Genomic DNA, 19462 nt, shown 5'->3' with positions numbered 1-19462 from the left:
TAGTGATTATTTATCTAAAGTTTTTAGCGGAATAGTCGTATCCGAAATCGTTTTGTCTTTATTGTCTTTTACCAAAACATGGATCTCGCTTAAGCTTGGAACTCCATTAAGTTCTGAAACCAGATTGACAAAACCTTTAATTTCTGCAGTTCCTCCAGTAAACTCACCTGTAATTGTTTTTGTACCAGCTGTAATCGTGTAGATTAATTTGTTTACACCCGCTTCATTATTTTTTCTTGACATTCCAAGAAAATCTTTTTGACTGATTTGCGATGGAAAGAAAGCAAAACTTGGCGGTGGTGGCGGAATAAATTCTCCTGCGTAAATAACCTGATCTCCAGAATTTGCTGTCCAATTCTCTGCTACCATCAGAAAATTTATCTTTTCCATTACAAAATCATCTGGAGCATTGAAATACTGTTTAGGAACAAAATCCATTTTATAAAAACCGTTACCTAAATCTTTTAATTTTGTTTTTTCGGCAATTTCTGGTTTTGCAGCTTCATACATTTGCTGAATAGCCCAGTCATTCAAACCACCATGCATATGTACACTTGGAGTGCCAGCAAATGCAGGATTAAGATTTGCATTAAAAACAATACTTACCGGTTTATCGATTAATGGTTTTGATGGATATGATCTAAATAATTCACCTGAAGTGTAGAAAGATGAAAAATCAATATAAGCCACATTGGCAACATCACTTTGTTTAGATCCGTTTTTGTTTTTCAAGCGAAACCAGAATCCATCACTCTTCGCTATTTCTTCTGGAGTTTTAGAAAAATAAAGCGTTGGAGTTAGCGTAAAACTCCAGATTCTATTTCCTTCATATTTCAGTTTTGCAAAATCTGATGAGTTTTCCCAGTGTCCAGCATCTGGCTCAGATGGAGACCAGATCCAGATATATAAATCTTCTGTTTCAGCAAATGTCGATGCCGACATATCAAAGTACCATGTAACTTTTTCATCATATTTGTAAACAACAGGAAATGATGAAATTGGACCTACAGCTCCAGCAGCTTCTTGTGCCTGAATAAAATTAGGAGCCATCAACAAGGCAAGTAAAATTGTATATATAAACTTTTTCATATTACTTTTTAATTAATAGCATTTAATTTAAATACATAAGACACGAAATCTACACCACCAGAAGAATGCGCCAATTGAATCTGCATTTCTTTGCTTTTACCTGGAACTGAAATCAATCTAAGTTCATCTGTTTTTTGCGTTTTCTGTGCGTCGCTGTACAGATAGATTTTTGTTCCAACACCAGTAGTCGATTGAAACGCTGAGCTAAGTGCCCAATACCCCTTAGGGGCAAATAATGGAGGAACATCTCCAGTTACTTCATAACTTGTAGGATTGTTATTTCCATCTACGTTAAATTTGATTTTAAAATCTTCGTAGTTGAAATAAGTGCTCAAGTTTTCTTCGTTTGGTTCGATCTTATTTGCTTTCGCAACTTCATCAACCATTTTCAGATTTGTTAATCCCCAATTTCCATTTACTTTTTCATAAAGGGTAATCGGTTCTACGTAGCTTCCGTCATCTGTGTTATCGCATCCGATAGCAAATAAACACATCATAAAAGCTAGCCAATAAAGACTTTTACATTTCATAAATTTTTGGTTTTCGTTAGTTTGTTATCCCCTTCAAAAGGATACAGCGAAACTAGACGTTAAATAAATCCTAAAAAAAAAATCTGAGAAAAATCAAGATGAAATTCACACATAAAAACAAATAAATAATTAATAATCAGATATTTAACTAATTAAGTAGAAGTAAAAAATCAAGACGTTGTTTAGATAAAAATAAGCCGTTTTTATATGGTAAAAATGACAATATGTAAAATAAAATGCATATTTTTTTTACTATACATATATATAACCGCTTTTTATTGTATAATTGCAAATAAATTATCTGTTTTTAACATTTACAGCTTATTTTCATTCAGAAAATCCCCTTCAAAAGCAATGTTATTGAACTATTTACAAGATTCCTCAAAAACAGATTTAGCTTTATCTCAAACTTATTCTTAATTTTAAATCGAATTAACTAACTATATCAACCAACCAAACTTTTCCCTAAACCAAAACAAAATCATGCGAAGAATATTGATGCTGCTTTTCTTCTTAGGAGGTTTTTCTCTTACTGCGAAAGAGACGAATCCGTATTTAGAAGAATTAGATCAGGTACTCTTGAAAAAAGAGATTTACCTGAAACAGAAATATCGAAAAATAGAAGCTTTAAAGAAAAATGTATCTAAGTTTACGCTTAGTCAGAATAATGAAGAATTGTACAATTGTTATATGTCATTGTTTGATGAATACAAATCTTTTAAATATGACTCTGCCTATTACTATTTAGAGCAATCTAAAATCAAAGCCAAAATCCTAAAAGATCCGAAGTATTTATCTAAAAGTCGAATCAAGGAAGGTTTTGTGCTTTTATCTTCTGGGCTTTTTAAAGAAGCGATTGACACGCTAAATGTTATTGATGATACTAAACTGGATCAAAGAAACAAATTTGAATACTATAACATTAAAGCTCGTGCTTATTATGATTTGGCCGATTACAACCGCGATCAGCGTTTTAATATTCATTATGTACAGCAAGGAAATCATTTCTTAAAAAAAGCTCTAGAATTAATAGGAACCAATACGAATGAATATTGGGCTGCAGAAAGTTTAAAACGATTGAAACAGCAAGACTGGCGCGGAGCCGAATTTGCTTTCAGCTACTGGATCAACAACTACAATCTGCCTCCTGATTATTACGGAATCGCTACTTCAAGTCTCGGATATATCTATTCGGAACGGGGTTATACAAAAAAAGCGATTCAATATTTAGCTCTTGCCGCAATTGCCGATGTAAAAAATGCTACGAAAGAAACCGTTGCGCTTCGAAATTTGGCCAATGAACTTTTTAAAATGGGCTATTTGGATAAAGCAAACGAATACATCAATATTGCCATGGATGATGCCACTTTTTATAATGCAAGACACCGAAAAATTGAGATTTCGTCAATTTTGCCTATTATAGAAAAAGCACAACTGAATAATGTAAAGGATAAAAATGATAAACTAGAAAAGATTATCATTCTCTTGACGATTCTTACGGTTATCATTTTTGTTTTCCTTGGCATCATTTTCAAACAATTAAAAGAAAAGAATAAAGCAAGAAAAATCATGGCCGATTCGTACTTGCAATTGCAGGAAATGAATGTAAGTTTAAGTGAGGCCAATGCTATTAAAGAAGAATACATTACGTATTTTATTAAAGCAACTTCGGCTTTCATTAATAAAATAGACCATATTCAAAAAAGTACGTTGCATAAAATTATTACCAAAAAAACAGATGAAGTTATCGCGAGTTTAAAGCGCTATAATGTAAAGGAAGAACGCGAAAATCTGTTTCATCAGTTTGATGAAATCTTCTTGAAATTGTTTCCGACATTTGTAACCGATTTCAATAATTTATTCCCAAACGATCATAAATGCATTGTCAAGAAAGGCGAGCTTTTAAATACTGAATTGCGAATTTTTGCTTTGTACAGATTGGGCATTCAAGACAGCAGTCAAATGGCAGAATTCTTAGAACTTTCTGTAGCTACAATTTATACCTACAAAACCAGAATTAAAAGCAAATCTGATTTTAAAGATACTTTTGAACAGAAGATTATGGAGATAAAGACAATCTAAGTTGCTGAGATGCTAAGATTCTAAGATGCTAAGATACTAAGGCTCTAAGTTTTTTTAGCCACGGCTCTAGCTATAAGGACTGGCAAAGCAATTAACGAATTATGTTTTAATATCACAGCTCCGGAGGAGCGGCATATTTATAGAATGCAATTCAAACGACAATCAAAAAAGCTCCAGCGGAGCGACATATAAATTTAAATATTAATAAATATGTCGCTCCGCTGGAGCTCTTTTGTATAACAAATTTATTTTCTATAAATATTTAGTCCCTCTGGGACTATACTCTAAAATTGTCATTTTCTATTCTGAAGTTTCCAATTGTAAAATGGTATTCTGATAAATCTTACTCAATGAAAACAATTGCTCTGCAAAAATCATTATTGCAATTGGAACAAAGAAAAATACAAGCAAACCTTCTTCATATAAAAAGTAAGTCGAAATCATCGCCAGACGAGTATATTCTAGGTAGTAAATCCATTTACGCTGTTCTAACAAAGCACCGCAATTGATTAAAGTGATGATTACCAAAGAAAGTACAAACACTTTATCATACAATTCTAAATAATCAAAATAATAGGTAAAAACCGTTAGAATCAAAGTACAGATTCCTAATTGTATATAAAGATAATTTTTAAATCGAAGTCTCTGGTTTGGAGCTGCTTTATCCTGCAAAAAACGCTTTTCCAGAATGGGACGAATATCCTGATCCATATCTGCTGGGCTTCCAAAAACAGCATTCCATCTCGCTTTAAATCCGCTGGAGCGTTTCCATAATTCGTAAATTTCGAAATAATAATGAAAATGCTGCCACAAGAAACTATAGCTTTTTAGCGGATGAGTCAATCCATATTTGGGTTTTTCCTCTTCAGTCTGGAAAGTTCCAAAAAGGCGATCCCAAAAGGTGAACATATCACCGTAATTTTTGTCTAAATACTTTTCGTCAGAAGCATGATGAACTCCATGAACAGAAGGGGTAACAAAAACATATTCCAACCATTTTATTTTTCCGATAAGCTGTGTATGGGTAAAGAAAGAATAAGCGCCATGAACAATAAGCATGGTAATTACCATACTGGGATGAAAACCAACAAATGGCAAAACGCACCAAAATCCCGTTCGAATTACAGCCTGAAAAGTAGTAATTCTCGCTGCCGCAGTAAAATTAAACTCTTCGCTGTGATGATGTACAATATGCGCTGCCCAGAAAAAATTGACTTCATGGCCTAAGCGATGATACCAATACCAGACAAAATCGGTTGCAAGAATAAGGGCAAACCAAACCAAGGCATTACTCGGAATATCAAAAAGTCTATAATCATCATAAATTAAATAATACAGCTGATAAAAACTGGCTGCAACAAATAAGTTAATCAAACGCTCTGCAATTCCGATGGAAATATTGGAAACAGAACTTTCATAGTTAAAAATTTCAGGCTTTTTTCTGCGTTGAGCAAGCTTATATTCCAAAAACAAAAAAAGAAAAAAGGCCGGCATGGCAAATGCTAGAAAATTGATATTTTTCATTTATTTGATACTTTTCGATTCTAAAAATTATGTATTGAGTAATTTTATTTTAACACATAGAAACATAGATTTTATTACTTCTGCTTGAGATTACAAAAAAAGCAAGCTTTAAAACATAGCTATGTGTATTGTTATTTAGTGAAACGCCTTTTTACAGGCTTGTAAATACTATGTTTCTATGTGTTTAATAATTCTCTTCTGTTTTTAATAGTTCAAACGAAAAAGACACTTCCATCAATTACGTTTTTAAGAGCGCTAAAAACGTAATTAACGAAAATGATCTTTTACGAAGTAAACCTGATTTTTAATTCTGTTTAAATAAAGGCGCTTCCAAGGCAACTTCTTTAACTGACTGCGTTTCGGCCACTTTTTTCAAAGCGATTATATAAGCCGCAATACGAGGCGTTACACTATGTTTTACTGCAACTCTAAAAACAGTATCAAAACCTTTTTCTAAAATATCCTCCAAACGTTTATTGATCTGATGGATTCTCCATGACTCCAAAAGCGAATTCTGAAGCCACTCAAAATAAGAAACGGTAACACCGCCCGCATTGGCCAAAATATCAGGAACAACTAATATATTTTTATCATGCAGAATCTGATCTGCATCTGAAGAAACGGGTCCATTGGCACCTTCAACAATAATTCTGGCTTGAATCTCTCCTGCATTATGCTTCGTAATAACATCTTCTTTTGCCGCAGGAATCAATACATCGACATCTAAAAGCAATAAATCTTCGTGTTTTATGGCAACCGAATTTGGATAGCCTTTTATGGTTTTATTATTTAAGTTATAGTACAAAATCAGTTCTGGAATATTAATCCCGTTTGGATTATAAAATGCTTCTGAAACATCGCTTACGGCTACAACTTTCACTCCTTTTTCATGTAGAAATAACGCAGAATGCAAACCAACGTTTCCAAATCCTTGAATCGCAGCAGTAGCTCTTGCTGGTCTTATTTTTAGTTTCTCAAGTGCTAGAAGTGTAATAATGCTTACTCCTCTTCCCGTTGCCTCTACTCTGCCTAAAGATCCGCCAGAATGAAGATGTTTTCCTGTTACAACCGCATGAATTGGTCTTCCGTGCAACAGTGAAAACTCATCCATCAGCCAACCCATTTCGTCTGGACCTGTTCCCATATCTGGCGCAGGAACATCTTTTTCTGGTCCGAAAATATCAGCCAAAGTTTTGGTATAAGCTCTTGTAATTTTTTCTAATTCTGTTTTAGAATGCTTTCTCGGATCGCAAATAATGCCGCCTTTTGCTCCACCAAATGGAATTCCAGTTACAGCAGATTTCCAGGTCATCCAGGCGGCAAGTGCTTTTACTTCGTCCAGATTTACAGCGGTGTCGTAACGAATTCCGCCTTTTGAAGGCCCTAAAGCGGTGTTGTGAATTACACGGTATCCTTCGAAGTTCTGAACGTTTCCATTATCTAAAGTAATAGAAAAATTTACTGTGATTTGTTTTTCTGGGCGCTGCAATTTTTGTTTGATAGAATCATCCAATTTTAAAATATCAGCAGCGATATTAAAGCGATCAATCATCGATTGAAACGGATTATGTTTTATAATTTCTGAGCTCATAATATATAGTTTTTAGGTTTGGGTTACTTTTTATGTTTATGATCTTCTTTGGTAAGAAGATTTACTTTCTCTCTTAATCTTCAAACTAGATGCAACACGGAATTTTTATCAGGCAACGGCGCATCAAAATTTTCATATTTCTGTTGGTTCTCATATCTTGATTTTTAATGATTCAAAAAAAAGCCTTTCATGGTGCAATGAAAGGCTAAAAAAAAAAATAACTAACAAGTACTTTCTCTATTAACGCCATTTCAAAACGTGATTCATCATACAGCACATCGCAAAGCTGCATGGAAAAGACGTCATAATATTTCGGCTATAGTTTTTCATTGTTGAGACAAAGCTACAAAAATATATTTATAAATTCTATAGAATTAGTCGAGTTTATTTTAATTAATTAAAATTTAAACATTAAATCAATTGAAAATAAAAGGGTTACCGCTTAAAAAAAATTACTTTAATTGCGACAAAACAATAAAAATGACAGCGACCAAAGCCAAAACTAGCCCCAAAACATTGATTTTAGATAATTTTTCTTTGAAGAAAAAAGCACCAATAAGAGTTCCTAAAATAATTACACCCATATTCATCCCAGCAAAAACTGTTGATGGATTTTCTGCAAATGCTTTGTGGGCTTTTAAATAGAATAATATATTTCCGAAGTTAAAAACGCCAACTAATATCCCAAAAGGAATACTTTTTAAAACAAAATTTTCTTTGGTTACAAACAGCTTATACAATACGATTAAAATAGAAACAGCAAAAGCAATTAGAAAAACAAAGAATAACGATGTGGTATAAGGAACGACCGTATATAAGGCAATTTTCTTAAAAAGAATATCTATAATTCCAAAACCAAACAAAACTGCAGCTGGATAAATCCATTTGTTTTCTGTATGGCTTGAGGGCTTTTTTAAAATGAATAAAAGTGCCGCAAAACCAATTAAAACTCCAATAACCTTATAAGTATTAAATCCTTCATTAAATAGCAACCAAGCTGCCAAAATCGGAATAAATAAGGACAATCTTTGGGCTGCATCTGTTTTTGCAATTCCCATATATTTTATAGAAAGAGCCAAAAACAAAAATAAGATTGGAAGCAAAATTCCCACTGAAGTGTAAATTTCTAATGGGGCATTATTGTCTAACGCATTTAGATCTGGCGTAAAAGTAAAATAACCAAGCGTTATCGCAGCGATGTAATTGAACAAAATAATTTGTGACGGATTAGCATTGTATTTTCTAGAAATCTTAAATATAACACCAACAATAACACTGCAAAGAATACTTAATATGAGGAATAACATAAATTTATTTTAGAACTGTAAAAGTAAGTATTGCAAAATAAAAAAGTCCAGCCGGTTTTAAAAAACCAGCTAGACCAGATTAAATCTTAAACCGTTGAATTAAACAAAATCTAATTTGATCTGCTAAAATCTTTTAAATCTGCGAGAAACAATTTTTTGCGCATAGAATTATCACGTAGATTTAAAAGATTTTAGCAGATATTATACAGATTAATATAGCAAATGATTAACGATTAAAAACAAACTTAAGCGTTTAATTCAAATATTTCCTTTCTTAGAATTTACTGATATAACTTCCGTAAATATCTCTAAACTGACTTCCTTTTGCAAAACGATCTTTACTTAGTTTTTTATATTCTACCAATCCCCAAAGGATGAATTCTTTCATAAAATAGACATCTTCTTTTACCAATTGTGGCTGGTATTTTTTCAATAATTCATCTAATGGAGTTACTTCATCTAGAATGTTTTTATAATCTTTATCAGAAGCATCATCTAACAACTCGAAACCGCTTTCAGCAAAAAACCATTCTACAAGATCTGAATATGGTGTTTTTTCATCAGGCTTTTCTAATTTTTCTATTTTTGGGAAATATTCTGGAAATAATGTTCGAATGGCAGAACCAATTAAACTTTCTGCCACAACATCGGCTCCCTCCTGCTCTCCTTCATAAACCAATTCGACTTTTCCTGTTATGGCTGGAATAATTCCGATAAAATCAGATAAACGTAAAGTCGTTTTATCGACACCAGAAATCAAAGCTCTGCGCTCTGCTGTACTAATTAAATTTTCGAATGCCGTAATACTCATTCTTGCACTTACACCGCTTTTGTTATCGATGTATTCGCTTTCACGAGCTTCAAAACTAATTTGTTCCAAAATATCTCTTGCTAAACTTGGAACATAAACCACATCGGTCTGATTTTGATCTAATTTAGATTCCTGTTCTGTAATTGTTCTCGCAATCTCGATACTTTCAGGATAATGCGTTAAAATCTGAGAACCAATTCTATCTTTTAAAGGCGTTACAATACTTCCTCTATTGGTATAATCTTCAGGGTTTGCAGTGAAAACAAATTGCATGTCTAAAGGCATTCTTAATTTGAATCCTCTAATTTGAATATCTCCTTCTTGTAAAATATTAAATAATGCTACTTGAATTCTTGCCTGTAAATCGGGTAATTCGTTGATCACAAAAATACAGCGATTCGCTCTCGGAATCATTCCGAAGTGAATTACGCGGTCGTCTGCATAAGACAATTTTAAATTAGCCGCTTTTATCGGATCGACATCACCGATTAAATCGGCTACCGTTACGTCTGGAGTTGCTAGTTTTTCAAAGAAACGTTCGCTTCTGTGTAACCAAGAAATTGGAGTTTCATCACCTTTTTCAGCAATTAAATCTTTTGCAAAACGAGAAATCGGATTTAATGGATCATCGTTAATTTCTGAACCTTCTATAAACGGAATGTATTCATCCAATAATTCGACCATTTTACGTGCCAAACGTGTTTTTGCTTGTCCGCGAAGTCCTAGTAAATTAATGTTATGACGAGATAAAATCGCGCGTTCCAATTCTGGAATTACCGTATTTTCAAATCCGTGAACACCTTCAAAAACAGGTTTCCCCGATTTGATTTTCTCACGAAGATTATTACGCAATTCCTCTTTTATGCTTGTAGTTTTATATCCAGTGGCTTTTAATTGACCTAATGTCTTTATAGTATTTATTTCCATTGTGTTGAAATATAGATTGTTTATTTATTTTTTAAATGACAATGCTTTGTGTCATTACTGTGTGTAGACGCACTGCGGTGCGTCTCTACGATATACGAACGGAATACAGAACGTATATTGAGGTGCAAAGAAACCTTAGCATCTCAGAAACTTAGAAACTTAGAACCTTAGCAACTCTACTTAATCCTCTTCTTCCTATTCGCTTCATAATCCTCGAAAATCATTTCGCCAAGACCTTTGATTCCGGTATAAAATGCTTTTCCTTGATTGGCTTCTGTAAACTGATTCACAAATCGCTGCAAATACGGATCTCGAGCAATCATAAAAGTCGTAATTGGGATATGAAGTTTTCTTGCCTGTTGCGCCTGAGTGTAGCATTTATCGACAATGTATTCATCCAAACCATTACTATTCATATAATAAGAACCATCACGTTCGCGAACGCAACTTGGCTTTCCGTCGGTAATCATAAAAATCTGCTTGTTGGTGTTACGCTTTCTACGCAAAATATCCATCGCCAATTGTAAACCCGCAACGGTATTGGTATGATACGGTCCAACTTGCAAATAAGGCAAATCTTTGATTGGAATTGTCCAGGCATCGTTTCCGAAAACCAAAATATCTAACGTATCTTTTGGGTATCTTGTTGTAATTAATTCAGCCAAAGCCATCGCTACTTTTTTTGCAGGAGTAATTCGGTCTTCTCCGTATAAAATCATACTGTGGCTAATATCAATCATTAGAACAGTACTCATCTGTGCTTTGTATTGAGCATCTTCTACTACCAAATCATTTTCGGTCAGCATAAAACTTTCCACACCGTTATTAACTTGAGCATTTCGAAGGCTTTCAGTTAAAGAAATTCTTTCTAAGCCATCGCCAAAATTATACTCACGGAATTCCCCAGTGTGTTCATCGCCACTTCCCGCATATTTTGTTTTATGGTTTCCGCTCCCAGATTTTTTCAGGTTTCCAAAAATCTGATCTAAAGCTTGCTGTCTTATTGCTCTTTCTGTTTTTGCAGTTATTCCGAAACCGGAACTTCCATCGCCTTTTACTTCATCTTTGATGTATCCTTTTTTCTTCAGGTCTTCGATAAAATCATCAATAGTATAATTTTCGTCGGTAAGTTTGTATTCTTTGTCCAGTTCCCGAAGCCAGTTTATGGCTTCATCAAAATCGCCCGAAGTATGGGTGATTAACTCTTTAAAAATCGTAAAAAGTTTGTCAAACGGAGACTGAAAAGGAGCTTCGTAAGTCTTAAAATAAAAGCCTTTTTTAAATTCGTTTTTCATAAATCTAAAATTACATCTTTTTAGAATTATGAAAAACGAATCGTTTATTAATTTTTAGTTAAAATATTTAAACAAAAATCTCAACTAACAGCGTTAGATATAATAATTATTCAAACTTTCCGTCTACATAATACCATTCGTTATTTTCGAATTTAAAAGTCGAGAATTCGTAATGCGTTTGAGGTTTATTGTCTGAATCTAAAAAGTAAGCTTTAAATTCAACTGTGTTTTCAGAAAAACTCAAAATTTCCAATTTCTGCCATTTATTAGAAACGGCCCATCTTAAAATTTCAGATTTCGAATAATATTTTCTTTCTGAAATATAAGTTGTTTCCATAAGATAATCAGCATTATGAGTTGCATACGCTGAATATCTTGACCGCATTAAAGTTAATGCCGAAGGAGCTTTTTGATTATCGGTTAAATATAATCCGCAGCAATTTTCAAAAAGCAATCCTGTGTCACAGAAGCATTTTTTACTCTCCATCGACTGGTTCTTCTCCATTAATTTTTACATGAAGCTGATTTAGTAAAACTTGATAACGAGTTATTTCGCGAACTTCTTCGTCTTCTTCAGCAAAATCAATCATTTCATCCAATGTTTCGCTCACTTCCAATAATTTGTTGTTTGCTTCTCTGTCGTTTTTCGTCGCAATCAAATCAATGATTTCCTGTACGTTTGCTTTTAGTGTTTCGAATTTACTATTCATTGTTTTTTTTGTTTCAGGTTTCAAGTTTCAAGTTTCAGGTTTCAGGTTTTAGGTTTCACGTTCACAACAATAACTTGGAACCTGAAACCTAAAACTTGAAACTATTTATCTACTCTTCGTTTTTACTTTCGTTGAATTTCTTAACGATTTCTTTTAATTTTTCTTTACGTGCAATTTCAGCTTGTTTGGCTTTCGCTTGGGCTTTATGCAATTTATCGTTATGTTTTTTGATGTTCTTTTCGTTATTACGTCCCATTACACTTCTCTTTTAATTTGTTCTAGCGTTTTTTCAGTAAAAATCAATTCGTTGATGATCTGTTTTCGCAATTCATCAATATCGTCATAATCAAAATGTTTTGCCCAATTGGTCAGCTGCTGTAAGTTTCTAATCTGTTTTAATCTTTTTGCGGTTTCAAAACTTGTTCTTAAAACTGCTTTTCCGTCATACTCGGGATTATTTTTGTGCTCATAATTGGCAAGATTATTTTCGAAATCAGCTTTTACATAGTACAATTTTTCTTCGGCATTATCGGGATAGAACTCTTCCCATTTTGCAAAACCAATTTTAGTTTTCGATTCCGTTTCCGGATTTCGAGCAATTAAACGCCATTTACTATTGGCCAATCTTCCCCAATGATTCGAAACACGGTACATTCCCTCTTCCGTATAATAATAGGTACTTCCCGCTTTGCTTTCAAATTGCTTCTTCAATCCTTGAATTGAATCTGGAAGTACTTCATTAAAAGCACAAAACGTATTTTTAAAAGAATTAGGGTGTGGTTTAAAGTTCTTTTGCATTGTGCAAATATACTCAGATTAGAGCGAACTCCCCAAACCAAACCTAAATTGCTTACCTTTGCTACTTTAATTCAAAACAAAAAAATCATGTCTAAAGATTTAGAACAAAAAATGCCTCAAAAAGGAGTTTTTACAGGCATTATCGAAAAAGATGAAAATAATAATTATTTCTGTGGAGAATATCTTTTAGACTATAAAATGGTTCAAGCCAAATTTGAGGTTGGAGATTGGATTACTATAAAATCTGTCATTGAAAATCCAAGCGACATCAGCTACGATAAATATCCTAAAAAATCAAGAAACTTCGATAAAGCGAATCATAAGCCGGAATAGGTTTATTTTGTTTCAGGTTTCAGGTTTCAAGTTTTGTTGGAACGGTTAAGTTTTTACCGCAAAGACCGCAAAGAGTTACGCAAAGTTCGCAAAGTTTTATTTATACAAAACTTTGCGAACTTTGGTTTTATGTCTACTCTTAAATATATTTCTTAGCGTTCTTTGCGTAACTCTTTGCGGACTTTGCGGTTAAAAAAAAATTCTTATGAACTTTGCGACTAAATAAACTTACGGTTAACTTTTATCAATATTTTTTCGATCAAAACTGAAAAGTTAAAAAAAAGTGTACCTTTGCAAAAAATTTGTCGATTTGAACTAAAACAAAACGATTTCAAACTAATAGACAAGTAGTTACCTTTTATTTATGAAAAAAATAGTTGAATACCGCAAGTTACTAAACGTAGAAAAAACTGCAGAGTTAAAAGATTTAAAGACAATTTATCGTAATGCGATGAAAGAATCTCATCCTGATAAATTTGTGGGAAATGAAGCTGGTTTAAAAGAAGCTGAAGAAAAAAGTAAAACGATTATCGAAGCTTACCACTTTTTAGTAAGTATTCACCCTGATACTATCAAACTTAATTTACCTGAGTATACAGAAACAATTTCAACTTGTTCTATCACAGATTATAAATTTGTTGAAGGTCGTTTAATTATTGACTTTTCTAACGGAAGCGTTTACGAGTACATTAGCGTACCAAAAGCAACTTACGTGAAAATGGTAAATGCAGATTCTCCTGCAAGATTTGCTAAAAGACATATCTTAAACTCTTTTACTTGGAGAAAGAAAACAAATCAAGAATAGTTTTATACTACTATATTTTACAAAAAAGCACTCTATTAAAAGAGTGCTTTTTTTATGCCTTAAGTTCAAATATTTGCACACGGGTCGCTCAAATAACCATCTTATTAAGAGTATTTGATCAAATCGAGTCAATAAACACGCTGATTTAATGGGTTTTAAGCCCAAAAAAACTATAACAAAATTTTAGGTTGCAAAATTCTGTAAGTTTTATAATTTTAGATACTTTTGTTGCACAAATCAATTAACTAATTAATTTTTTATAATGAAAAAAATACTTTTTGTACTTACGGCTTCTGCAGCTATCATTTCTTGCAGCAAAGTTAAAGATGGAGAATACCTTATTACAGGTACTGCTACAGGGATTGAAAACGGAAAAACAATCATTTTACAAGGTGCAGATCCTGCTACAAGAATGCCTGTTTCTCTTGATACAGTAAAAGTTGAAAACGGAAAATTTGAAATAAAAGGAAAAGTTACTGAGCCAGCTTTCCACACATTAATATTACAAGGTGCTAACGGACCTATCCCATTTATCCTAGAAACTGGAGAAATTAAAATTGCTATTGACAAAGATAGTATCCATAAATCTAAAGTTTCTGGAACTTACAACAATGATGAGTACGTGACTTTTATGGAAGACATGAACAAAACTCAAAAAAGTTTAATGGATTTCCAGAAAAAGAACAATACTAAAATGCAGCAAGCTCAGCAAGCTCAAGATACAGCAACTATCAATGGCTTGATGAAACAATACATGGAACTACAAAAAGAAGTTCAAGAAGGCAGCAAAAAGAAATATTTAGCTTACGCTGAAAATCACCCAAAATCTTTTATTACAGCTTTAATTATTCAAAGTTTATTGAATGATCCAACAGCTGATACTAAAAAATTAGAGAGCTTATATAGCACTTTAGATGAGTCTTTAAAAAATACTGCTCCAGGAAAAGAAATCAAAACTAGATTAGGTCAAGCAAAAATGCCATCTGTTGGTGCTACAGCTCCAGCGGTAGGCAGCGCTAAATGAAGAGCTGATTTTTCGGCTCCAAATCCAGAAGGAAAAGTAATATCACTTAAAGAAAGTTTAGGTAAAGTAACTATTGTAGATTTCTGGGCTTCATGGTGCGGACCTTGCAGACAAGAAAACCCTCACGTTGTAGCTTTATACAAAGAACTTCATTCTAAAGGATTAAACATAGTTGGAGTATCTTTAGATAAAGACGCTGCAAAATGGAAAGAAGCTATTGCAAAAGATGGATTAACTTGGACTCAAGTATCTAACTTAAAATTCTGGGAAGAGCCAATTGCAAAACAATACAATGTTGAAGCAATTCCTGCTACTTTTATTCTTGATGCATCAGGAAAAGTGGTAGCCCAAGATTTAAGAGGCGCTGAATTAAAAGCAAAGATCTTAGAATTGTTAGCAAAATAATTCTATCTCTTATAAAAATAAAAAAATCTCCCTTGTGGAGATTTTTTTTTGCCCTATCAGAAATTTAAAAATGGAGATTCATCAAAAAGAATTAAAAAATTGAATATAAAAAGGAGTATTAAGCCAAACTCAAAACTGTATTAAATAGATATTTTTTAGTCAAGATTCTTTTTAACTTGTCAATAAAAGCAATATCTCACGCCTTAATCAAAGATTAAATTCAAAGTAAAAACCAAAGAATTACTATAAAAATAATCCTACTTTCCAAAATAATTAAAAAAAAATGCATTTTGAGAGTTTTTTATTTTATTCAATTCCAATGAATTAAAAAATAACTTTAAAATAACTTAAAATTAAGTCATTTTTTTGTTTGGAAATGTACAAAGAGTTCCTATCTTTGCCACCGCTAAGAACAACAAAGCACAACAAGCTGAGATCGGGGAGATACTCAAGCGGCCAACGAGGGCAGACTGTAAATCTGCTGTGTGAACTTCGCAGGTTCGAATCCTGCTCTCCCCACCAAAAGGGTAAAAGAAGCCAAAACGAAAGTTTTTCAATCTTTTTAAAAACCCGCAAAAAAAGTGGTAAAGCCTGCAAATCGTAAGATTCGCAGGCTTTTTTTATTTATGCTGCTTTTCAAATTTTTTAAAACCGCCCAAAATCTCTGTGGCAGAATCTTATAACCTTATTTTCTAAACTTGAATCTTACCGTTTTTTTGAATTTATAGTTATAAAAATAAAACTCTTTTAATGCTATTAGCAAAAAAAGAGTTTTATTTTAAATCAATTGTTCTCTATTTAAGAAAGTAAGCTTAGAAGAAAAAACGGCTAGCTAAAAGAATTTAATCAACTTATTTCAAAGTTACACCTTCAAAAGTAGGTTTAGTTTCTAAAATGTAACCATTAGCATCAAACTCTAGTTTATCAATACAGACCTCTCGATGAAAGCCGCCTGCGCGTCCCATTTTAATGCCTGTTGGATACGAAAATCTATGATACACAATATACCATTCGTCTTTTCCTGGAATCTGCAAAACCGAATTATGTCCCGTAGCATAAATCCCCTGCTCCGGAATTCCCTGAATGACAATGTTATTTTGTGGAATTTCAAGAGGGCCGAGTGGGGAATCTGAAATTCCATATCTTACTTTATAATTAGGGTTTCTCGTATCGTCTTCACTCCAAAAGAAATAATATTTCCCTTTTCTGTAAATTACATAAGTGCCTTCACGAAAAGTTTTGTCTGCCGCAATTATTTTAGTGCTTCCTTCTTTTAGCGAAACCATATCCAGATTTAATTCCGCAACGGCCATGTACATATTTCCCCAATACAAATAATTTTTTCCTGTTTTAGGATCTGTAAAAACATCAGGATCAATTTCCTGACCATCCCTTATACCTTCTGGTCTAGTGGCTACAAGTGGTTTTCCGCTGTCTTTAAATGGCCCTGTTGGATGATCTGAAACGGCAACACCAATTTTCTGTGCAGCTGTGAAATAATAGAAGTATTTGTATCTTCCTTTGATCTTTTTCTCCACAATACAAGGCGCCCAAGCATTTCTGTCTCCCCAAGGAACATCTTTTTTAAGATCTAAAATAACGCCTTCCTCTTTCCAATCGACTAAATTATCAGAAGAAAATGTTTTAAAATAATAACCTGACCAATCGTTAAATCCATCCGTTGTTGGGTAGATATAATATCTTTTTGTTTTGTTCGAATATAGAATTTCAGGATCGGCATAATAACCTTCCAAAACTGGATTATTGTTGATTTTTGAAAGTTGCCCTGGCATTCCCCATTTTGCAGTAATTCGTTTCAATTCAGAACGCGTTATGGACAAAATAGTTCCGTGACGCGGTTTAAAGTCCATTGAAATATCATTATCTATAACCGTGAAATTTTCTAAATCTTTTGTTTTTGTAAATTGATATTTTCCTTTTGAATAGACATCATAAATTAAAATATATTCATCTGAATTATTGACTTTAAATATACTCGAACCCTCAACTTTTTCCTTGGTTTGCTGCAGATAATTATCATTTTCTTTCCAATTTCCAGAAGTTAAATCGGTTGTGGTAGCTGCCTTTATTCCAGCAGTTTCTGATTCTGTTTTATAAAAAAGATGATAAACGCCATCTTTCTTAATAATGTCTCCATCAATACAAGCTCCTTTAGAGTTTGGAACAAATAATAATTTTGGAGCACCTTCTAAAGCGGTAAAATCTTCATTCGCATAAGCGTAATAAATTTTATCAGGATCTGTGCCATGCTGCATGCTAAAGTAAATCATGTATTTGCCAGCTTTGTCATCATAAATAGTCTGTGGTGCCCAAACTCTTTTTAAGTTTTCATTTCCAGAAAAAGCTTTTTGAATATTAACCACACTGCTTTTCCAGTTTACCAAATCGGCACTTTTAAGTAAAATCATAGCACGATTACTGTCCCAGCCTTTTGACGAAGTCATATCAGTCAAAACCATATAAAATGTTTTTCCATCTTCACCACGTAAAATATGCGGATCGCGAACGCCGCCAGTTGAACTGATTGTTTTACTATCTAAAATTGGTTTATTATTATTCAGAGCATAATAATGATATCCATCTGTGCTTACAGCATAATTTACAGCTTCTTCTTCGACTTTATTTCCAATGAAATAAACGAAGAGATAAGCCGTCAAATCTTTCTCTGCAATAACTGGCGGACTACCTTTTAGATTATTCTGCGCTTGAGAAAAATTAAAAACAGTAAAAAATGACAATAGACTAAAGAATATCCTTTTCATTTATTTTTTGCTTTTTAATTGATACAAAACAGAACTATGCGGTTTTAAATCAGCTCCAATTTCTTTTGAAGTTATTTTTGATTTTTCTCCTGTCCACATATTTAAAACCTCAACTGAACCTGAAATTCCTAAATCCGAAAGAGCAACGACAACTTTTTTTGAAGCATTATCTGAAATATTGAACAAAGCCAAATACACACTTCCATCTTCAGCATTTTTTGAAGTCACAGCAATTTTTCCATCTTTCTGGAAAAGCTGTTTGACGTCTGTACTTTCGTGATGCATTTTTACTACATTTTTATTTGTTAATAAAGACAACGTGAAAGCATCATTACTTGGCAAGTCTCCACCGAAAAACAATGGAGATTTGAAGATATTGAAAAATGTAATCAAAGTATATTGTTCGTCTTTGGTTAAACGTGTCATTCTATCATTTCCTCTTTCTCCTCTTATCGAAATACGTCCTAGCGGAATCATATCACAGTCTGGCCATGTTCCTGGCGCGATATACGGATACCATTTTTGCGCTACTTCCATTAAATGCGTAATGTGTGGCCATGTATCCCAAACATCATCCACCATACGCCACATATTGGCATGAGTGCTTACGTGAGCCGCGGCTGAAATTGGCGTTTCTCCTGGCGATGTGCTTAATACAATTTTACGACCGCATTTGTCAATTGCATTTCTAATTAAGTTGATTTCAGCTTCATGATACGGTCTTGACAAATCGTCAATTTTAATGAAATCTACTCCCCATTGCGCATATAATTCGAAAATAGAATCATAATATTCCTGTGCTCCTGGTTTGTCTGCCAAAATAGTGTAATTGTCTCTCAGCCATTCGCATTGTAAAGCGGTGGTATAAACCTGGTCTGCTGTAATTCCGTTTGCTCCTTTTATGGGCAGTTTATCTTCAACAGCTTTTTTAGGAATGCCACGCATAATGTGGATTCCGAATTTTAATCCTTTTTTATGAATGTAATCTGCTAAAGGCTTGAAACCTTGGCCGTCTTTTGCTGAAGGAAATCGGTTAACTGCTGGCAAATATCTTCCATGTTGATCGATTACGTAACGCGGATCGGTCTGGTTATAACCTCCTGCTTTGTCGTTTTCTACAAACCAACGAATGTCGACTACGATATATTCCCAGCCAAATTTCTTTAGTTCTTTTGCCATATAATCGGCATTGGCTTTTACTTCGTGTTCTTCAACTGTTGGTCCGTAACAATCCCAGCTATTCCAACCCATTGGAGGAGTTTGAGCCCATTGTTTGAATTCTTCTTTTTGGAATGTTTTATTTTGAGCGCTAGTAGTGACTGATAGAAAAAAAGCTCCTACCATCATTGCAAGTAAGTTTGTAATTTTCATTGCGTTTGTTTATGTGTGTTTTTTACACTTTAAATATAATGAAATTCTATTTTTATATAGAAATTAGACCTGATAGG

General features: G+C 33.4%; 17 protein-coding genes, 1 tRNA gene and 1 pseudogene. 6 read left to right on the top strand and 13 right to left on the bottom strand.

The genetic code is table 11. The features are described 5' to 3' along the window. Positions 1 to 6 precede the first annotated feature (6 nt). Complete coding sequence (locus ACFO3N_RS05170; protein ID WP_379795781.1) at positions 7 to 1089, bottom strand: hypothetical protein; 1083 nt, start codon at positions 1087 to 1089, stop codon at positions 7 to 9. A gap of 8 nt (positions 1090 to 1097) precedes the next feature. Then, entirely contained in the window at positions 1098 to 1619 is a 522-nt protein-coding gene (locus ACFO3N_RS05165; RefSeq protein WP_095931634.1) for a DUF5004 domain-containing protein, read from the bottom strand. A 483-nt stretch (positions 1620 to 2102) separates the two neighbouring features. On the opposite strand from ACFO3N_RS05165, the gene ACFO3N_RS05160 reads away from it, so the two are divergent. Continuing rightward, positions 2103 to 3701 carry a DUF6377 domain-containing protein gene (locus tag ACFO3N_RS05160; protein ID WP_248727365.1) on the top strand — a complete coding sequence of 533 codons (1599 nt, stop codon included), beginning with the start codon at positions 2103 to 2105 and terminating at the stop codon, positions 3699 to 3701. Positions 3702 to 4001: 300 nt separating this feature from the next. Here the strand turns inward: ACFO3N_RS05160 and ACFO3N_RS05155 are convergent, their stop codons facing one another. The 9 genes from ACFO3N_RS05155 to ACFO3N_RS05115 all read right to left on the bottom strand — a co-directional run bounded on the left by ACFO3N_RS05155 (position 4002) and on the right by ACFO3N_RS05115 (position 12664). Further along, complete coding sequence (locus ACFO3N_RS05155) at positions 4002 to 5225, bottom strand: sterol desaturase family protein (RefSeq protein ID WP_379795779.1); 1224 nt, start codon at positions 5223 to 5225, stop codon at positions 4002 to 4004. Between the two features lie 304 nt (positions 5226 to 5529). Then, a complete protein-coding gene (locus tag ACFO3N_RS05150) occupies positions 5530 to 6816 on the bottom strand; it encodes a Glu/Leu/Phe/Val family dehydrogenase (protein WP_172426956.1) in 1287 nt (428 codons plus the stop codon). Between the two features lie 452 nt (positions 6817 to 7268). Next, positions 7269 to 8123 carry an EamA family transporter gene (locus ACFO3N_RS05145; protein ID WP_379795777.1) on the bottom strand — a complete coding sequence of 285 codons (855 nt, stop codon included), beginning with the start codon at positions 8121 to 8123 and terminating at the stop codon, positions 7269 to 7271. Between the two features lie 274 nt (positions 8124 to 8397). Further along, positions 8398 to 9861, bottom strand: coding sequence for a MoxR family ATPase (locus tag ACFO3N_RS05140; protein ID WP_379795775.1), 1464 nt, complete (start codon positions 9859 to 9861; stop codon positions 8398 to 8400). Positions 9862 to 10037: 176 nt separating this feature from the next. Continuing rightward, positions 10038 to 11156, bottom strand: coding sequence for a vWA domain-containing protein (locus tag ACFO3N_RS05135; RefSeq protein ID WP_379795773.1), 1119 nt, complete (start codon positions 11154 to 11156; stop codon positions 10038 to 10040). A gap of 106 nt (positions 11157 to 11262) precedes the next feature. Then, positions 11263 to 11643 (bottom strand): YchJ family protein, encoded by a 381-nt coding sequence (locus ACFO3N_RS05130; RefSeq protein WP_379795795.1) that lies wholly within the window; start codon positions 11641 to 11643, stop codon positions 11263 to 11265. Continuing rightward, complete coding sequence (locus ACFO3N_RS05125; RefSeq protein WP_379795771.1) at positions 11633 to 11866, bottom strand: hypothetical protein; 234 nt, start codon at positions 11864 to 11866, stop codon at positions 11633 to 11635. The genes ACFO3N_RS05130 and ACFO3N_RS05125 overlap by 11 nt, the downstream gene beginning before the upstream one ends. 109 nt (positions 11867 to 11975) lie before the next feature. Further along, complete coding sequence (locus tag ACFO3N_RS05120) at positions 11976 to 12122, bottom strand: hypothetical protein (RefSeq protein ID WP_008467810.1); 147 nt, start codon at positions 12120 to 12122, stop codon at positions 11976 to 11978. Next, complete coding sequence (locus ACFO3N_RS05115) at positions 12122 to 12664, bottom strand: hypothetical protein (RefSeq protein WP_379795769.1); 543 nt, start codon at positions 12662 to 12664, stop codon at positions 12122 to 12124. The genes ACFO3N_RS05120 and ACFO3N_RS05115 overlap by 1 nt, the downstream gene beginning before the upstream one ends. A gap of 87 nt (positions 12665 to 12751) precedes the next feature. Here ACFO3N_RS05115 and ACFO3N_RS05110 point away from each other — a divergent pair, with 87 nt between their 5' ends. The 5 genes and pseudogenes from ACFO3N_RS05110 (at position 12752) to ACFO3N_RS05090 (ending at position 15753) form a co-directional block, all read left to right on the top strand. Continuing rightward, positions 12752 to 12997, top strand: coding sequence for a hypothetical protein (locus tag ACFO3N_RS05110; protein WP_095931666.1), 246 nt, complete (start codon positions 12752 to 12754; stop codon positions 12995 to 12997). Positions 12998 to 13361: 364 nt separating this feature from the next. Further along, entirely contained in the window at positions 13362 to 13802 is a 441-nt protein-coding gene (locus tag ACFO3N_RS05105) for a KTSC domain-containing protein (RefSeq protein WP_095931645.1), read from the top strand. Between the two features lie 262 nt (positions 13803 to 14064). Then, positions 14065 to 14826, top strand: a complete 762-nt coding sequence (locus ACFO3N_RS05100; protein ID WP_248727376.1) for a DUF4369 domain-containing protein — start codon at positions 14065 to 14067, stop codon at positions 14824 to 14826. 18 nt (positions 14827 to 14844) lie between these two features. Further along, positions 14845 to 15231, top strand: a pseudogene (locus tag ACFO3N_RS05095) (TlpA family protein disulfide reductase); the annotation flags it as partial. A 438-nt stretch (positions 15232 to 15669) separates the two neighbouring features. Then, positions 15670 to 15753 (top strand) — tRNA-Tyr (locus ACFO3N_RS05090). A 329-nt stretch (positions 15754 to 16082) separates the two neighbouring features. Here the strand turns inward: ACFO3N_RS05090 and ACFO3N_RS05085 are convergent. Together ACFO3N_RS05085 and ACFO3N_RS05080 are read right to left on the bottom strand one after the other, a co-directional pair. Then, positions 16083 to 18014: a glycoside hydrolase family 43 protein gene (locus ACFO3N_RS05085; RefSeq protein ID WP_379795766.1), complete on the bottom strand. Its 1932-nt coding sequence runs from the start codon at positions 18012 to 18014 to the stop codon at positions 16083 to 16085. Next, positions 18015 to 19385, bottom strand: coding sequence for a glycoside hydrolase family 27 protein (locus ACFO3N_RS05080; RefSeq protein WP_379795764.1), 1371 nt, complete (start codon positions 19383 to 19385; stop codon positions 18015 to 18017). Positions 19386 to 19462 lie beyond the last annotated feature (77 nt).

Origin of the sequence: Flavobacterium chungangensis, assembly GCF_042654045.1 — a bacterium.
Classification (GTDB): Bacteria; Bacteroidota; Bacteroidia; order Flavobacteriales; family Flavobacteriaceae; genus Flavobacterium; species Flavobacterium chungangensis.
Note: the sequence above shows the minus strand (reverse complement) of the source record. Positions and strands in the feature narration are given on the sequence as shown.

What these genes read in the sequence shown, in the direction of transcription:
- ACFO3N_RS05150 (WP_172426956.1), bottom strand. Translation starts at nt 6,816, where the DNA reads ATGAGCTCAGAAATTATAAAACATAATCCGTTTCAATCGATGATTGAT.
- ACFO3N_RS05080 (WP_379795764.1), bottom strand. Translation starts at nt 19,385, where the DNA reads ATGAAAATTACAAACTTACTTGCAATGATGGTAGGAGCTTTTTTTCTA.
- ACFO3N_RS05165 (WP_095931634.1), bottom strand. Translation starts at nt 1,619, where the DNA reads ATGAAATGTAAAAGTCTTTATTGGCTAGCTTTTATGATGTGTTTATTT.
- ACFO3N_RS05160 (WP_248727365.1), top strand. Translation starts at nt 2,103, where the DNA reads ATGCGAAGAATATTGATGCTGCTTTTCTTCTTAGGAGGTTTTTCTCTT.
- ACFO3N_RS05115 (WP_379795769.1), bottom strand. Translation starts at nt 12,664, where the DNA reads ATGCAAAAGAACTTTAAACCACACCCTAATTCTTTTAAAAATACGTTT.
- ACFO3N_RS05125 (WP_379795771.1), bottom strand. Translation starts at nt 11,866, where the DNA reads ATGAATAGTAAATTCGAAACACTAAAAGCAAACGTACAGGAAATCATT.
- ACFO3N_RS05120 (WP_008467810.1), bottom strand. Translation starts at nt 12,122, where the DNA reads ATGGGACGTAATAACGAAAAGAACATCAAAAAACATAACGATAAATTG.
- ACFO3N_RS05145 (WP_379795777.1), bottom strand. Translation starts at nt 8,123, where the DNA reads ATGTTATTCCTCATATTAAGTATTCTTTGCAGTGTTATTGTTGGTGTT.
- ACFO3N_RS05140 (WP_379795775.1), bottom strand. Translation starts at nt 9,861, where the DNA reads ATGGAAATAAATACTATAAAGACATTAGGTCAATTAAAAGCCACTGGA.
- ACFO3N_RS05170 (WP_379795781.1), bottom strand. Translation starts at nt 1,089, where the DNA reads ATGAAAAAGTTTATATATACAATTTTACTTGCCTTGTTGATGGCTCCT.
- ACFO3N_RS05085 (WP_379795766.1), bottom strand. Translation starts at nt 18,014, where the DNA reads ATGAAAAGGATATTCTTTAGTCTATTGTCATTTTTTACTGTTTTTAAT.
- ACFO3N_RS05100 (WP_248727376.1), top strand. Translation starts at nt 14,065, where the DNA reads ATGAAAAAAATACTTTTTGTACTTACGGCTTCTGCAGCTATCATTTCT.
- ACFO3N_RS05110 (WP_095931666.1), top strand. Translation starts at nt 12,752, where the DNA reads ATGTCTAAAGATTTAGAACAAAAAATGCCTCAAAAAGGAGTTTTTACA.
- ACFO3N_RS05155 (WP_379795779.1), bottom strand. Translation starts at nt 5,225, where the DNA reads ATGAAAAATATCAATTTTCTAGCATTTGCCATGCCGGCCTTTTTTCTT.
- ACFO3N_RS05130 (WP_379795795.1), bottom strand. Translation starts at nt 11,643, where the DNA reads ATGGAGAGTAAAAAATGCTTCTGTGACACAGGATTGCTTTTTGAAAAT.
- ACFO3N_RS05105 (WP_095931645.1), top strand. Translation starts at nt 13,362, where the DNA reads ATGAAAAAAATAGTTGAATACCGCAAGTTACTAAACGTAGAAAAAACT.
- ACFO3N_RS05135 (WP_379795773.1), bottom strand. Translation starts at nt 11,156, where the DNA reads ATGAAAAACGAATTTAAAAAAGGCTTTTATTTTAAGACTTACGAAGCT.